Genomic DNA, 15,819 nt, shown 5'->3' with positions numbered 1-15,819 from the left:
TTCAATGGCAACTCCAGCAGGCGGTTCAATGGGTACAGGTTTCTTATTCGGCAACTCTTCATTCTACTACCTCAACAGTAATAGTTCTATGACGAGAGGTTGGAAAAAAGAAAATGGAATGTGGTACTTCTACAATACTGATGGTTCAATGGCCACAGGATGGTTGCTAGACAATGGTTCATGGTACTACCTCAATAGTAATGGCTCAATGGCCACAGGATGGTTGCTATACAATGGCTCATGGTACTACCTCAATAGTAATGGCGATATGAAAGTTAGCCAATGGTTCCAAGTTAGTGGGAAATGGTACTATGTAGATGAATCAGGTATGCTTGCAGTCAATACAACAGTAAACGGCTATAGAGTCAATGCTAATGGTGAATTGGTAAACTAAATCTAACTGAATGAATCTTAATATTATTTTTTGATAGGATATTAAGGCTGAAAATAACTCCATAATCTCTAGCCAGATTTATGCTACTGGAGATTATGGAGTATTTTGTAATATAAGAGATAATGGAAGGATGAGCTAGTAACTCAACATTCTTATATAATAGATTGAATCTAGAGTAGTACATAGTTACTGATGAAAAATCAACTGTTAAAGTGCCTGCTGGCAAATAATTACCTAACACAGGTTCAGCATCAAGTGCAGCACTTGCTAGTCTTGGTCTAGTGGTGGCAACAAGTGGTTTTGCTTTGCTAGGAAGAAAGGCTAGACGTAGAAAATAGGATAGCTAGAAAATTCTATTCTCTACTTAAAGTTAGATTATAAGGGGGATTTGGAGAAATCATCAATCCTAGTGATGGGTGAGAAAAGTGAGAACCCAAGATAATCGCACACTTTAGCTGAAAAGGGATATTCTATCAATGTAACCAGTCTCTTCTGTCTCTAACTGTGGGACAGGAGATGGGTAATATCGAGTAGAAAAGCTAGCAGAATAGCTCTATTAAAGAGAGGAGGGAAACCGAAAAATTGGGTACCCCTCCTCTTTTTTGGTATAATAGAAGATAGAAAACGAGGTTAGAAGAGATGATTTTTGATACACATACACACTTGAATGTAGAAGAATTTGCAGGTCGTGAGGCAGAAGAAATTGCCTTGGCTGCTGAGATGGGTGTGACACAGATGAATATTGTTGGTTTTGATCAACCGACGATTGAGCGTGCCTTGGAGTTGGTAGATGAGTATGACCAGCTCTATGCGACTATCGGTTGGCATCCTACAGAAGCAGGGACTTACACGGAGGAAGTCGAGGCTTACTTGCTTGACAAGCTCAAGCATCCCAAGGTTGTGGCTTTAGGTGAAATTGGTTTGGATTATCATTGGATGACAGCGCCCAAAGAGGTGCAGGAGCAGGTTTTTCGCCGTCAGATTCAGCTATCTAAGGACTTGGATTTGCCTTTTGTTGTCCATACCCGTGATGCGCTGGAAGATACCTATGAGATTATCAAGAGCGAGGGAGTTGGCTCTCGAGGTGGTATCATGCATTCATTTTCAGGGACGCTTGAGTGGGCAGAGAAGTTTGTCGAGCTTGGTATGACCATTTCCTTCTCAGGAGTGGTGACTTTTAAGAAGGCAACTGACATCCAAGAAGCAGCTAAAGAGTTACCTTTGGATAAGCTTTTGGTGGAGACGGATGCGCCTTACTTGGCTCCTGTTCCTAAACGTGGTCGCGAAAACAAAACAGCCTATACTCGCTATGTGGTGGACTTTATTGCTGCCTTGCGTGGGATGACGGCAGAAGAGTTAGCGGCGGCAACGACTGCAAATGCAGAACGCATTTTTGGATTGGACAGCAAGTAATGAAAGAGAAAATTTCCCAAGTCATCGTGGTTGAAGGTCGCGATGATACGGTCAATCTCAAACGTTACTTCGATGTAGAGACCTATGAGACACGAGGTTCTGCCATCAATGATCAGGATATAGAGCGGATTCAGCGCCTGCACCAACGTCATGGAGTCATTGTCTTTACAGACCCAGATTTTAATGGGGAGCGGATTCGGCGCATGATAATGACGGCCATTCCAACAGTTCAGCATGCCTTTCTCAAACGAGATGAAGCTGTTCCTAAGTCCAAAACCAAGGGGCGTTCTTTGGGAATAGAACATGCCAGCTATGAAGACCTGAAAACGGCTCTAGCTCAGGTGACAGAACAATTTGAACATGAGAGTCAGTTTGACATCAGTCGTAGCGACTTGATTCGCCTAGGTTTCTTAGCGGGAGCAGACAGTCGTAGACGCAGAGAGTATCTGGGAGAGGCTCTCCGAATCGGTTATTCCAACGGCAAGCAACTCCTCAAACGCCTAGAGTTATTTGGGGTTACTTTGGCAGAAGTGGAAGAAGCTATGAAATCTTATGAGTAGGAAAGATGTAGCCGTTACAATTTTTTAAGTTTCACAGTATTTTTCGAAGCAGGTAGAAGAGGAGGTGTCTGATGTTAATTGGTCAAAAAATTAAAGAGATTCGGATAGAAAAAGGAATTAGTCGTCCAGATTTCTGTGGAGATGAGCAAGAACTGACAGTTCGTCAACTGTCGCGAATTGAGAGTGGAGCTTCGCAACCGAGTTTGCCCAAGTTAGACTATATTGCTCGCCGGCTAGGAGTTCCAGCTTATAGCCTTATGCCAGATTTTTCAGCTCTTCCTTCTGCTTATTTAGAATTGAAATACCAGATTTTACGTGAACCAATCTATGGTAAAGAAGAGGAGTATGATAAGAAAGAAGCGTGTTTGGAAGAGATTTATAAAACATACTTTGATAATCTTCCTAAAGAAGAACAATTAGCATGTGAAGTATTGCAGGCGTGTTTGGATACTTCTAGAACTAGAAGGCCTGAATATGCAGAGTTAATACTTGAGGAACATATGCCTCAGATCATAGAAAAAGAAGTTTATTCAACAAATGATATGTTGTTGATTCGTTTGTTTTTTTATCAAATGCTCATTAGAAAAGATCTTGCCAAATTTATAAATCAAATCGAAAAGCTAATGCTCTTTCTTTTGGAACAGAAGAAGGTAACTCAAATAGAGAATTACTTTATAATTAGAGATACTCTTATTTCAGGAATGTGTTGTCTTGAAAAGGTAGGAGTAACTGATTGTTTTAATGATTATCTATCGTGTTTACAAGAAATTATGGATAAAACTCAAGATTATCAAAAGAAACCTCTTATATTTATGTTTTTGTGGAAGCAAGCATTAAGAGAAGAAAGAGATTTTAGTTTAGCTGAATCATTTTATCAGTCTTCTAAAACATTTGCGCAGCTAATTGGAGATGAATTTCTAGTAAAGAAATTGACAGAGGAATGGCAAGAGGATGTCAAAAAATATTTATAAACATAGTGAATCAGTGACAAAAATGTCCCTGTTCTCGCATCAAAATAGTTCTAAAGTTCGTCTTTAGAACTGTTTTTTTAGATATAAGCTAAAAATAATATGAAATAGTTAGATTTTAAGGACATTGGTGTCCTTGGAGTTTATTGATATAAGTTTTATAATAGATGACATAGAAATAAGGAGGTGTGATATGTTTGGTTTTATCATGTTTTTAACATATTTTAGTTTTGGAGATTGGTGGCACGGATAGAAAGGAGAATGTAATGAGGTGTTGCTTTGAAAAGGTCTATGATCCATGACTTAGTTTTACTTGAATAGAAAATAGACAATATATAATAAATATTTATGATATAATAAAAAATAGAGGAGTATCAATATGAAACAAACAGTTAAAAAATTAGCCCTTGTAGCGAGTCTTGTAGCAACATTAGGTGGAGGAGTAGCAGTAGTATCGGCCGCGGTTAAGTATCCAGGTGGTGGTGTCTGGACGTATGGTTCGGCTAACGGAGGTGCTTACTCAAACTACTATCACCCCTCAAAATACCATAGTTCAACAGTTTCTAGCAGATGGAATAGTTCATCTGATAAGGGATATGCTGATGCAGGAGGAACATCTCGAGCTTGGATTCGTACTGCGTGGGGCGAGCAAGTAAGCTTTTATTATGATTATTAAAAATTATACACGAGAAAGTAAAAACATTTCTGGGTGAGTTGATAACAATGCTTTACTTGGTCATCTCTCTAGCAGGTGACCAAGTAACTTTTTGGAGGAAATGATGAAACGTTTATTTATTTTGATTTCAATGGTATTGGTATCGCTTTATATGGTGATAAATTCCGTTGATCATCGAGAAGAGATTTTATTTGGTAACTATCCCTCTGTTGATGTGATGGGTACTGGGCTAGACCAATCAGTAGCTGATCGAGAAAAACTGACAGAGGCTTTGAGTCACTTGGCGGTAGAGCACAATAGTCTCATCGCTCGTCGGATTGTTGAGCCAAATGAAGCTGGAGAAACACGCTTTACCTATGCCACTTATGGTCAGGGAGAGCTTCCAGAAGGTTTGACCATTTCCTCCAAGGAGAGTGCAGAAACGAGTGATTTATTAGGGTCTTACTTGATTGTATCAGGAAGTTTGGATGGAGTGAGCTTACAGACCGCCCTGCAAGAACTTGGTTATAATGGTGTTGTCTCGAATAGAACGGAGGCATTTTCGATGGTCGTCCTCTTGGCTGCTACCCCAATGGGGCTACTGAGTCTAGCTATTTTTCTGCTGACTTTTATGAGTCTGACCCTGATTTATCGGATCAAGTCCCTTCGTCAAGCAGGGATTCGCTTAATAGCTGGTGAGAGCTTGTTTGGGGTTGCTCTCAGACCGGTGTTAGAAGATGTGAGACAACTTATTTTCTCGGTACTGGTATCCAGTCTTTTGGGCTTGGGGATTCTCTGGTATCAAGGTGCCTTGTTTATGGCAACGGTGCAACTGGTCATCATTGCTCTTCTACTTTATGGATTGACCTTGGCAGGGATTTCTACCTTACTAAGTGTCGTGTATCTACTTGGTTTACAAGAAAATAGTCTGGTGGATCTATTGAAAGGGAAACTCCCTCTCAAACGTATGATGACATTGATGATGGTGGGGCAACTCTTAGCCGTACTGGTGGTCGGATCGAGTGCGACTGCTCTCCTACCCCACTACCGTGAAATGCAGGAAATGGAGAGAGCTAGCGATAAATGGAGTCAGTCCTCAGATCGTTACCGTCTATCCTTTGGTTGGTCTAGTGCATTTGCCGATGAAGAAGGAATGCGTAAGGATAATCGTGAGTGGCAGACATTTACTGAAGAACGGTTAGCCAATACAGACTCTTTTTATATCATGAGCAATGTTGACAATTTCTCAGATGGAGCAGAAGTGGACCTAGATGGCAATCGTCTCAGTGACTACACACCGTCAGGGAATGTTATCTATGTCTCACCGCGCTATCTGATAGAAGAAAAGATTACCGTTTCTTCAGAGTTTATGGACAAGATGCAAAACTTGTCTGAGGGAGAGTTTGGGCTGATCTTGCCTGAGAGCTTGCGAGAGCAGTCTGCCTACTATCAAGGATTATTTACAGATTACCTGCAAAGATTTTCATCTGAAAGTGTAGAAGTGACGAGTCAGAAACACTACCTCCCACAGCTAAGGCTAGATTTTACAGAAACAGGACAGGAACGCTTCCTCTATAACGATGGGTACAAGACGACACGTCAGTACCTAAAAGATCCGATTATTGTAGTTCTAACGCCGCAAGCGACTGGAACAAGACCTGTTGCAGGGATGTTGTGGGGAACTACGGCTAATAGTACCTTGAAACTAGATCGATATGGAGACAGCATCACAGCTCTAAAAGAGCAAGGTCTGTATCACAAGGTCTCTTACTTGGTAAAAAGCCAGCTATTTTTTGCCAAGGTACTAAATGACAAACGGGTGGAGTTTTACTCTCTCCTTATTGGGACGATTTTGACCCTGTCTACGGCTATCTTGTTATTTGATTCCATGAATCTTCTCTATTTTGAGCAGTTCAGACGGGAGCTTATGATTAAACGTCTTTCTGGTATGACAATTTATGAACTTCATGGCAAGTACTTGCTGGCGCAAGGAGGAGTTCTCTTGCTTGGCCTGGTTCTATCTAGTATTTTGACAGGAGATGGTTTGATCAGCGCTCTAGTTGTAGCTTTGTTTACGCTTAACTCCCTCTTGATTTTAGTAAGGCAGGACAAAAAAGAAGAAGCTGGTAGCATGGCAGTATTGAAAGGAAAATAAGATGATTGATATTCAAGGATTGGAAAAGAAGTTTAATGACCGCGCGATTTTCTCTGGTTTAAATCTCAAGCTGGAGAAGGGCAAGGTCTATGCCTTAATCGGAAAGAGTGGAAGCGGAAAGACGACGCTGCTGAACATCTTAGGAAAGTTAGAAAAGATAGATGGTGGAAGGGTTCTCTATCAGGGGAAAGATTTAAAAACCATTCCCACTCGTGAGTATTTTCGAGACCAGATGGGCTATCTCTTTCAAAATTTTGGCCTCTTAGAAAACCAATCAATCAAAGAGAATTTGGATTTGGGCTTTGTCGGTCAGAAAATCTCAAAAGTAGAACGTTTGGAAAGGCAAGTGGAGGCTTTAGAAAAAGTTAATCTAGGGTATTTGGATTTAGAACAAAAAATTTATACTTTATCTGGGGGAGAGGCTCAACGAGTTGCCCTTGCGAAGACTATTTTGAAAAATCCACCCTTGATTTTGGCAGATGAACCAACAGCAGCTCTTGATCCTGAAAATTCAGAGGAGGTTATGAATCTCTTGGTGGGCTTGAAAGATGAAAATCGAATGATCATCATTGCGACCCATAATCCCCTAGTCTGGAATAAGGCCGATGAAATCATTGATATGAGGGAACTTGCTCATGTGTGAAAAAATCCGTATTCGCAGGGTATCTGATTATCCTAGTGCCAGAGGTGGTTTAGAAGATATTCTCATCATGGAAAATATGACCAATCATCTCCTTTTGGTTCAAATCCGAGTGAATGGCTATTTGCTTGATTTTGCTAGTATTGAAGGGCAAAGGCAAAAGCATTATCGTTTGAAAAATTTACCTCAAACGGTTGAACTGACAGTGGACGATGTGGAGGAGGATGTAGATTTGACCCTACCTGAAAATCGAAGTTATCAAGAAGCTGATTTTTTTGAACGTATGTTTCGAGAGAACCGCTAAGGCCACTTTTAAAGATTTCCAAGACTATCTTTCTTCATGAGGAAAGATAGTTTTTTGGTATGATTTTCACCCCCAAAATACAAGGGGAATGTGTTACAATAGTAGTAACAGATAATAGAAAAGAGAATAGATGAGAATTGCAGATTATAGTGTGACCAAGGCAGTGCTGGAGCGTCACGGTTTTACCTTTAAAAAGTCCTTCGGGCAAAATTTCCTGACGGATACCAATATCCTTCAAAAAATTGTGGATACGGCTGAAATTGATGACCAGGTCAATGTCATCGAAATCGGGCCAGGTATTGGTGCCTTGACGGAGTTTCTGGCTGAGTGTGCAGCCCAAGTCATGGCTTTTGAGATTGACCACCGTTTGGTGCCAATTTTGGCAGATACCTTGCGTGATTTTGATAATGTGACCGTGGTCAACGAGGACATTCTCAAGGTCGATTTGGCGAAATATATCCAGAATTTTAAAAATCCTGACTTGCCAATCAAGGTAGTGGCTAATTTGCCCTACTACATCACGACGCCTATTCTCATGCACTTGATTGAGAGTGGCATTCCTTTTAGTGAGTTTGTCGTCATGATGCAAAAAGAAGTGGCGGATCGCATCTCCGCTCAACCAAATACCAAGGCTTATGGTAGCTTGTCGATTGCGGTGCAGTATTACATGACAGCCAAGGTTGCCTTTATCGTGCCTCGTACGGTATTTGTGCCAGCGCCAAACGTGGACTCTGCTATTTTGAAAATGGTGCGCCGTCCAGAGCCAGCTGTAGAAGTAGAAGATGAGAACTTCTTCTTTAAGGTTTCCAAGGCTAGTTTCACCCATCGCCGCAAGACCTTATGGAATAACCTGACAGGTTACTTTGGCAAGACTGAGGAAGTCAAGGACAAGCTGACCAAGGCTTTGGATCAAGCAGGCTTGTCACCAAGTGTGCGTGGGGAAGCTCTCAGCTTGGAAGAGTTTGCCAGTCTAGCAGATGCACTTAAAGGGCAAGGGCTCTAAGATGCAGGGACAAATCATTAAAGCCTTGGCAGGTTTCTACTATGTGGAGAGTGATGGCCAGGTTTATCAAACACGCGCGCGTGGGAATTTCCGTAAAAAAGGCCATACCCCTTATGTTGGGGACTGGGTAGATTTCTCTGCCGAGGAAAATTCAGAAGGCTATATCCTCAAAATTCACGAACGGAAAAACAGTCTGGTTCGTCCGCCTATTGTCAATATCGATCAAGCTGTAGTAATCATGTCCGTCAAGGAACCTGATTTTAACAGCAATTTGCTGGATCGTTTCTTGGTTCTTTTGGAACACAAGGGCATCCATCCCATCGTCTATATTTCCAAAATGGATTTGTTGGAAGATGGGGGAGAACTGGATTTTTATAAACAGACTTATGGTGACATCGGCTATGACTTTGTGACCAGTAAAGAGGAACTCCTGCCTTTGTTAACAGATAAGATTACAGTCTTTATGGGGCAGACAGGTGTTGGTAAGTCAACCCTTCTCAATAAAATCGCACCAGACCTCAATCTTGAAACAGGAGAAATTTCAGACAGTCTGGGTCGCGGGCGCCACACTACTCGAGCAGTTAGTTTTTACAATCTTAATGGGGGTAAAATCGCAGATACACCAGGCTTTTCATCACTGGATTATGAAGTAACAACGGCTGAAGACCTCAATCAGGCTTTCCCAGAGATTGCTACTGTTAGCCGAGATTGTAAGTTCCGTACTTGTACCCATACCCATGAGCCGTCTTGTGCCGTCAAACCAGCTGTTGAAGAGGGTGTTATTGCAACCTTCCGTTTTGACAACTACCTGCAATTCCTCAGTGAGATTGAAAATCGTAGAGAAACCTACAAAAAAGTCAGCAAAAAAATTCCAAAATAAGGAGAAACCTATGTCTCAATACAAGATTGCTCCGTCAATTCTGGCAGCAGATTATGCCAACTTTGAACGTGAAATCAAGCGCCTAGAAGCAACTGGGGCAGAGTATGCCCATATCGATATCATGGATGGTCATTTTGTGCCACAAATCAGTTTTGGTGCAGGTGTGGTCGAGAGCCTTCGTCCTCATAGTAAGATGGTCTTTGACTGCCACTTGATGATAGCTAATCCTGAACATCATCTGGAAGACTTTGCGCGTGCAGGTGCGGATATCATCAGCATCCATGTGGAAGCAACGCCTCATATTCATGGGGCCCTCCAAAAAATTCGCTTACTAGGTGTCAAACCTTCGGTTGTCATTAATCCTGGTACGCCTGTCGAGGCTATTAAGCACGTCCTTCACCTAGTTGACCAAGTCTTAGTCATGACAGTTAACCCAGGCTTTGGTGGGCAAGCCTTTCTACCAGAGACCATGGATAAGGTCCGTGAGTTGGTTGCTCTTCGTCAGGAAAAAGGTTTGAAATTTGAGATTGAAGTGGATGGTGGGATTGATGATAAAACGATTGCTCAAGCCAAAGAAGCTGGTGCGACCGTTTTTGTAGCAGGTTCCTATGTCTTTAAGGGAGATGTCAATGAGCGAGTACAAACTCTCAGAAAACAACTGGACTAGGGTTGCCGTTTTTGCAGGCGGAGACCGTGGTCATTATCGGACGGACTTTGATGGTTTTGTTGGTGTGGATCGGGGCTCGCTATGGGTCCTGGAAGAAAACCTTCCTATTGCTCTAGCGGTTGGGGATTTTGATTCTGTGACCGAAGAAGAGCGACAGGTGATTCAAAAACGTGCCCAGCATTTTGTTCAAGCCCGACCAGAAAAAGATGATACTGATTTGGAATTGGCTCTCTTGACTATCTTTGAGCAAAATCCTCAGGCTCAGGTCACTATTTTCGGTGCTTTGGGTGGTCGTATTGACCATATGCTGGCTAATGTCTTTCTGCCTAGTAATCCCAAGTTGGCGCCCTATATGCGCCAGATAGCGATTGAAGATGGACAAAACTTGATTTCCTATTGTCCAGAAGGGACCAGTCAGCTAGAACCTCGTTCAGACTATGACTACCTAGCCTTTATGCCAGTTCGGGATAGCCAGCTGACTATTATTGGTGCCAAGTATGAGTTGACAGAGGAAAATTTTTTTTTTAAAAAAGTGTACGCTTCTAACGAATATATAGATAGGGAAGTTTCGGTGACTTGCCCAGATGGCTATGTGGTCGTGCTGCATAGTAAGGACAGGAGGTAGGATGGAAAGTTTACTTGTTCTATTATTGATTGCCAACCTAGCTGGCCTCTTTCTGATTTGGCAAAGACAAGATAAGCAGGAAAAACATCTCAGCAAGAGCTTGGAGGATCAGGCAGATCACTTGTCAGACCAGTTGGATTACCGTTTTGAACAAGCCAGACAAGCCAGGCAGTTAGATCAAAAAGACTTGGAAGTAGCTGTCAGCGACCGTTTGCAAGAAGTGCGAATCGAATTGCACCAAGGTCTGACGCAAGTCCGTCAAGAAATGACAGATAATCTCCTCCAAACCAGAGATAAGACCGACCAACGTCTCCAAGCCTTGCAGGAATCAAACGAGCAACGTTTGGAACAAATGCGCCAGACAGTCGAGGAAAAACTAGAAAAGACCTTGCAGACACGCTTGCAGGCTTCCTTTGAGACAGTTTCCAAACAACTGGAGTCGGTCAATCGTGGCCTGGGGGAAATGCAGACAGTTGCCCGCGATGTCGGCGCCCTCAACAAGGTTCTCTCTGGAACCAAGACACGAGGGATTCTGGGAGAATTGCAACTGGGGCAAATCATCGAGGATATCATGACCCCTGCCCAGTACGAACGAGAATACGCAACAGTTGAAAACTCCAGTGAACGAGTGGAGTATGCCATCAAGTTACCCGGACAAGGCGACCAAGAATATGTCTACTTACCGATTGACTCTAAGTTTCCACTGGCAGATTATTATCGCTTAGAAGAAGCCTATGAAGCAGGTGACAAGGACGAAATCGAACGCTGTCGTAAGTCGCTCCTAGCCAGCGTCAAACGCTTTGCAAAGGATATTAAGAGCAAGTACATAGCACCACCTCGGACGACCAATTTTGGAGTTTTGTTTGTCCCGACAGAAGGTCTCTACTCAGAAATTGTCCGCAATCCTGTCTTCTTTGATGATTTGAGGCGGGAAGAGCAGATTATTGTTGCAGGTCCAAGTACCCTATCAGCCCTTCTTAACTCCCTATCAGTTGGATTCAAAACTCTCAATATCCAAAAGAGTGCCGACCATATCAGTAAGACTCTTGCCAGCGTCAAGACCGAGTTTGGCAAGTTTGGTGGTATTCTGGTAAAGGCACAAAAACATCTCCAACATGCCTCTGGCAATATTGATGAATTATTAAACCGTCGTACCACAGCTATCGAGCGGACGCTCCGTCACATTGAGTTGTCAGAAGGTGAGCCTGCGCTTGATCTACTCCATTTCCAAGAAAATGAGGAAGAATATGAAGATTAGTCACATGAAAAAAGATGAGCTGTTTGAAGGTTTTTACTTAATCAAATCAGCTGACCTGAGGCAAACTCGAGCTGGGAAAAACTACCTAGCCTTTACCTTCCAAGATGATAGTGGCGAGATTGAGGGGAAGCTCTGGGATGCCCAACCTCATAACATTGAGGCCTTTACCGCAGGTAGGGTTGTCTACATGAAAGGGCGCCGAGAAGTTTATAACAACACTCCACAGGTCAATCAAATCACTCTCCGCCTGCCGCAAGCTGGTGAACCCAATGACCCAGCTGATTTCAAGGTCAAGCCACCGGTTGATATCAAGGAAATTCGTGACTACATGTCGCAAATGATTTTCAAAATTGAAAATCCTGTCTGGCAACGGATTGTCCGAAATCTCTACACCAAGTATGATAAGGAATTCTACTCCTATCCAGCAGCCAAGACCAACCACCATGCCTTTGAAACAGGCTTGGCCTATCATACGGCGACCATGGTGCGCTTGGCAGATGCCATTAGCAATATTTATCCTCGGCTCAATAAGAGCCTGCTCTATGCGGGAATTATGCTGCATGACTTGGCTAAGGTCATCGAGTTGACGGGACCAGACCAGACTGAGTATACAGTACGAGGTAATCTCCTTGGGCATATTGCTCTAATTGATAGCGAAATTACTAAGACAGTGATGGAACTCGGTATCGATGATACCAAGGAAGAAGTCGTTCTGCTTCGTCACGTCATCCTTAGTCACCACGGCTTACTTGAGTATGGAAGCCCAGTCCGTCCACGCATTATGGAAGCAGAGATTATCCATATGATTGACAATCTGGATGCCAGCATGATGATGATGTCAACAGCTCTTGCTTTGGTGGATAAAGGAGAGATGACCAATAAAATCTTCGCTATGGATAATCGTTCCTTCTATAAACCAGATTTAGATTAATAATTTAAGAAAAATGAGCATTTTTTAGGATAAGAATGTTCGTTTTTTTATGTGAATATGGTATAATAAGTAAAAGACAAAAATGAATACTCTTCGAAAATCTCTTCAAACTAGGGTAGTATCGCCTTGTCGTATGTATATATGCAGGTATATTACAGGATTTGTCAGTTCTATCGACAATCTCAAAACAGTGTTTTGAATCACCAGTGACCAGCTTTCTAGTTTGCTTTTTGATTTTTTGAATAAAAATGGAATAGGAAATAGAAATGAAATTAAGAAGAAGTGATCGGATGGTTGTCATTTCCAACTATTTGATTAATCATCCTTATAAACTAACTAGTCTCAATACTTTTGCTGAAAAGTATGAATCTGCTAAATCATCCATCTCAGAAGATATCGTCATTATCAAACGCGCCTTTGAGGAAATCGAAATCGGTCACATCCAGACTGTGACTGGGGCTGGCGGAGGTGTTATCTTTACACCATCAATCTCAAACCATGATGCTAAGGAAATGGTTGAAGACTTGCGTGCCAAGTTGTCAGAAAGTGACCGTATCTTGCCAGGTGGCTACATCTACCTGTCTGATTTACTTAGCACACCAGCCATCTTGAAAAATATTGGTCGCATTATTGCCAAGAGCTTTATGGACCAAAAAATTGACGCGGTTATGACAGTAGCAACCAAGGGTGTGCCACTTGCAAATGCAGTTGCCAATGTCCTCAATGTCCCTTTTGTCATTGTGCGCCGTGACCTGAAAATTACCGAAGGTTCAACGGTTAGCGTCAACTATGTATCCGGTTCAAGTGGTGACCGTATCGAGAAAATGTTCCTTTCAAAACGGAGTCTCAAGGCAGGTAGCCGTGTCTTGATTGTGGATGACTTCTTGAAAGGCGGCGGAACTGTCAATGGGATGATTAGTCTCTTGCGCGAATTCGACTCAGAATTGGCAGGTGTAGCGGTCTTTGCGGACAATGCCCAAGAAGAACGTGAAAAGCAGTTTGAATACAAGTCACTCTTGAAGGTAACCAATATTGATGTCAAGAACCAAGCCATCGATGTTGAGATTGGTAATATTTTTGACACAGAAGAATAAAGGATAAAGGTTGGAACGGTTGTCCCAGCCTTTCTTTGCAAATAGAATAGAAGGAAACTTATGAAAACACCATTTATTAATAAAGAAGACTTAGAAGCGATTGTAGCCGAGTTCCCAACTCCCTTTCACTTATATGATGAGAAGGGAATTCGTGAGAAGGCAAGAGCCGTCAACCAAGCCTTTTCGTGGAACAAGGGCTTTAAGGAATATTTTGCAGTTAAGGCTACTCCAACCCCAGCTGTTTTGAAAATTATCCAAGAGGAAGGCTGTGGTGTGGACTGCTCTAGTTACGTAGAGCTTTTGATGAGCCATAAACTGGATTTCCCTGGTTCTGAGATTATGTTCTCTTCAAACAATACGCCAGATAAGGAATATGCCTATGCGCGTGAATTGGGTGCGATCATTAACTTGGATGCCTTTGAAGATATTGAACATTTGGAGCGAGCAGCAGGCATTCCAGAAATCATCTCATGTCGTTATAATCCTGGAGGCGTTTTTGAACTGGGGACAGACATTATGGATAATCCTGGGGAGGCTAAGTTTGGTATGACCAAGGACCAACTCTTTGAATCCTTTGCCATCTTGAAGGAAAAAGGAGCCAAGACTTTTGGGATTCACTCCTTTCTAGCATCCAATACTGTCACCCATCTCTATTATCCAGAGTTGGCGCGTCAGCTTTTTGAATTGGCTGTTGAAATCAAGGAAAAGCTGGGTATTTCACTAGACTTTATCAATCTTTCCGGGGGTATTGGAGTCAACTATCGTCCTGAGCAGGAGCCAAATGATATCGCCTTGATTGGTGAGGGAGTTCGTAAGGTGTATGAAGAGGTTCTTACGCCAGCAGGTCTTGGTCAGGTCAAGATTTTCACCGAATTGGGTCGTTTTATGCTGGCACCTCACGGTGCTTTAGTCACAAGAGTCACTCATAAGAAGAAAACCTACCGTACCTATCTAGGTGTGGATGCATCAGCAGTCAACCTCATGCGTCCAGCTATGTACGGAGCCTATCACCATATTAGCAACATGACTCATCCAGATGGATCAGCTGAAGTGGTAGATGTGGTTGGTTCACTCTGTGAAAACAATGATAAATTTGCAGTCAATCGCGAACTGCCTTATACAGAAATCGGTGATTTGCTGGTCATTCATGATACAGGTGCCCACGGTTTTTCAATGGGCTACCAGTACAATGCCAAACTTCGTTCTGCGGAAATCCTTTATACTGAAGAAGGCAAAGCCCGTCAAATCCGCCGTGCAGAGCGCCCTGAAGACTATTTTGCAACCTTGTATGGTTTTGATTTTGAAGAATAATCTGAGAATAGATTGAAAATGAAATTGAAAAACAGATTGCTTTCTAAAAAATAGGTAAAAATCTTGTTTTTCCTTCAAGTCGTGATATAATAAAACTATAAAACGTTTTCAAGGAAGGTAACGATATGTCTGAAGAAACAATTGATTATGGACAAGTGACAGGAATGGTGCATTCGACAGAAAGTTTTGGGGCGGTAGATGGCCCTGGTATTCGCTTTATTGTCTTTTTACAGGGCTGTCACATGCGTTGCCAGTATTGCCATAACCCAGATACTTGGGCTATGGAGTCCAATAAATCACGTGAACGGACGGTAGATGATGTCTTGACAGAAGCCTTGCGCTACCGTGGTTTCTGGGGAAATAAGGGCGGGATTACAGTCAGTGGAGGAGAAGCCCTCTTGCAGATTGATTTCCTGATTGCCCTTTTCACCAAGGCTAAGGAACAAGGAATCCACTGTACCTTGGACACCTGTGCCCTTCCTTTCCGTAATAAACCACGTTACCTTGAAAAGTTTGACAAACTCATGGCTGTCACTGACTTGGTCCTCTTAGATATCAAGGAAATCAACGAAGAACAGCACAAGATTGTTACTAGCCAAACCAATAAAAATATCTTGGCCTGTGCCCAGTATCTATCAGATATTGGAAAACCTGTCTGGATTCGCCACGTGCTAGTTCCAGGATTGACAGACAGAGACGATGACTTGATTGAACTTGGTAAGTTCGTCAAGACTCTTAAAAATGTGGATAAGTTTGAAATTCTGCCTTATCACACCATGGGTGAGTTTAAATGGCGTGAATTGGGAATTCCCTATTCCCTCGAAGGGGTTAAACCACCAACAGCAGACCGCGTTAAGAACGCTAAACAACTCATGGATACCGAAAGTTACCAAGACTATACGAAACGTGTACATGGATAGAAAAGAAGCCTGATGGAAACATCGGGCTTTTGATACTCAAT

At 42.5% G+C, this 15,819-nt stretch carries 16 protein-coding genes and 2 pseudogenes; all 18 read left to right on the top strand.

Annotation, left to right across the window (positions count from 1 at the left end; translation table 11 throughout):
• Positions 1 to 394: pseudogene (locus HT693_RS03110) on the top strand (N-acetylmuramoyl-L-alanine amidase family protein); the annotation flags it as partial.
• A gap of 203 nt (positions 395 to 597) precedes the next feature.
• Positions 598 to 732, top strand: a pseudogene (locus tag HT693_RS03105) (LPXTG cell wall anchor domain-containing protein); the annotation flags it as partial.
• A 301-nt stretch (positions 733 to 1,033) separates the two neighbouring features.
• Complete coding sequence (locus HT693_RS03100; protein WP_054393098.1) at positions 1,034 to 1,807, top strand: TatD family hydrolase; 774 nt, start codon at positions 1,034 to 1,036, stop codon at positions 1,805 to 1,807.
• Positions 1,807 to 2,367, top strand: coding sequence for a ribonuclease M5 (gene rnmV / locus HT693_RS03095; protein ID WP_100104496.1), 561 nt, complete (start codon positions 1,807 to 1,809; stop codon positions 2,365 to 2,367). The genes HT693_RS03100 and rnmV overlap by 1 nt, the downstream gene beginning before the upstream one ends.
• A 71-nt stretch (positions 2,368 to 2,438) precedes the next feature.
• Positions 2,439 to 3,338, top strand: a complete 900-nt coding sequence (locus tag HT693_RS03090; RefSeq protein WP_000904845.1) for a helix-turn-helix transcriptional regulator — start codon at positions 2,439 to 2,441, stop codon at positions 3,336 to 3,338.
• Positions 3,339 to 3,714: 376 nt separating this feature from the next.
• Positions 3,715 to 4,011 (top strand): lactococcin 972 family bacteriocin, encoded by a 297-nt coding sequence (locus HT693_RS03085; RefSeq protein ID WP_000815399.1) that lies wholly within the window; start codon positions 3,715 to 3,717, stop codon positions 4,009 to 4,011.
• A 103-nt stretch (positions 4,012 to 4,114) separates the two neighbouring features.
• Positions 4,115 to 6,145 (top strand): bacteriocin-associated integral membrane family protein, encoded by a 2,031-nt coding sequence (locus HT693_RS03080; RefSeq protein ID WP_172924804.1) that lies wholly within the window; start codon positions 4,115 to 4,117, stop codon positions 6,143 to 6,145.
• A 1-nt stretch (position 6,146) separates the two neighbouring features.
• Positions 6,147 to 6,788, top strand: a complete 642-nt coding sequence (locus tag HT693_RS03075; RefSeq protein ID WP_000565529.1) for an ABC transporter ATP-binding protein — start codon at positions 6,147 to 6,149, stop codon at positions 6,786 to 6,788.
• Positions 6,781 to 7,089, top strand: coding sequence for a hypothetical protein (locus HT693_RS03070; RefSeq protein ID WP_000333264.1), 309 nt, complete (start codon positions 6,781 to 6,783; stop codon positions 7,087 to 7,089). Before HT693_RS03075 ends, HT693_RS03070 begins: the two co-directional genes overlap by 8 nt.
• A gap of 130 nt (positions 7,090 to 7,219) precedes the next feature.
• Entirely contained in the window at positions 7,220 to 8,092 is an 873-nt protein-coding gene (gene rsmA, locus HT693_RS03065) for a 16S rRNA (adenine(1518)-N(6)/adenine(1519)-N(6))-dimethyltransferase RsmA (RefSeq protein ID WP_001216829.1), read from the top strand.
• A 1-nt stretch (position 8,093) separates the two neighbouring features.
• Positions 8,094 to 8,972, top strand: a complete 879-nt coding sequence (gene rsgA, locus HT693_RS03060; RefSeq protein WP_172924807.1) for a ribosome small subunit-dependent GTPase A — start codon at positions 8,094 to 8,096, stop codon at positions 8,970 to 8,972.
• A 10-nt stretch (positions 8,973 to 8,982) separates the two neighbouring features.
• The gene (rpe, locus tag HT693_RS03055; RefSeq protein WP_000085007.1) at positions 8,983 to 9,639 is read left to right on the top strand and encodes a ribulose-phosphate 3-epimerase; all 657 of its coding nucleotides are present in this window, start codon (positions 8,983 to 8,985) and stop codon (positions 9,637 to 9,639) included.
• Positions 9,602 to 10,264, top strand: a complete 663-nt coding sequence (locus HT693_RS03050) for a thiamine diphosphokinase (protein WP_000006133.1) — start codon at positions 9,602 to 9,604, stop codon at positions 10,262 to 10,264. The genes rpe and HT693_RS03050 overlap by 38 nt, the downstream gene beginning before the upstream one ends.
• A 1-nt stretch (position 10,265) precedes the next feature.
• Positions 10,266 to 11,522 carry a DNA recombination protein RmuC gene (locus tag HT693_RS03045; protein WP_023941425.1) on the top strand — a complete coding sequence of 419 codons (1,257 nt, stop codon included), beginning with the start codon at positions 10,266 to 10,268 and terminating at the stop codon, positions 11,520 to 11,522.
• Positions 11,512 to 12,453 carry a 3'-5' exoribonuclease YhaM family protein gene (locus HT693_RS03040; protein WP_138705177.1) on the top strand — a complete coding sequence of 314 codons (942 nt, stop codon included), beginning with the start codon at positions 11,512 to 11,514 and terminating at the stop codon, positions 12,451 to 12,453. Before HT693_RS03045 ends, HT693_RS03040 begins: the two co-directional genes overlap by 11 nt.
• A gap of 266 nt (positions 12,454 to 12,719) precedes the next feature.
• On the top strand, positions 12,720 to 13,547 hold the full coding sequence (gene purR / locus HT693_RS03035) for a pur operon repressor (RefSeq protein ID WP_007284882.1): 828 nt from the start codon (positions 12,720 to 12,722) through the stop codon (positions 13,545 to 13,547).
• 60 nt (positions 13,548 to 13,607) lie between these two features.
• Positions 13,608 to 14,858, top strand: a complete 1,251-nt coding sequence (locus HT693_RS03030) for a diaminopimelate decarboxylase (RefSeq protein ID WP_172924802.1) — start codon at positions 13,608 to 13,610, stop codon at positions 14,856 to 14,858.
• 125 nt (positions 14,859 to 14,983) lie between these two features.
• Entirely contained in the window at positions 14,984 to 15,778 is a 795-nt protein-coding gene (gene pflA, locus HT693_RS03025; RefSeq protein ID WP_001288274.1) for a pyruvate formate-lyase-activating protein, read from the top strand.
• Positions 15,779 to 15,819 lie beyond the last annotated feature (41 nt).

Origin of the sequence: Streptococcus sp. 2154, from assembly GCF_013277255.1 — a bacterium.
GTDB lineage: Bacteria > Bacillota > Bacilli > Lactobacillales > Streptococcaceae > Streptococcus > Streptococcus pseudopneumoniae.
The sequence above is the reverse complement of the archived record's forward strand: the minus strand, read 5'-3'. Positions and strand labels throughout refer to the sequence as shown.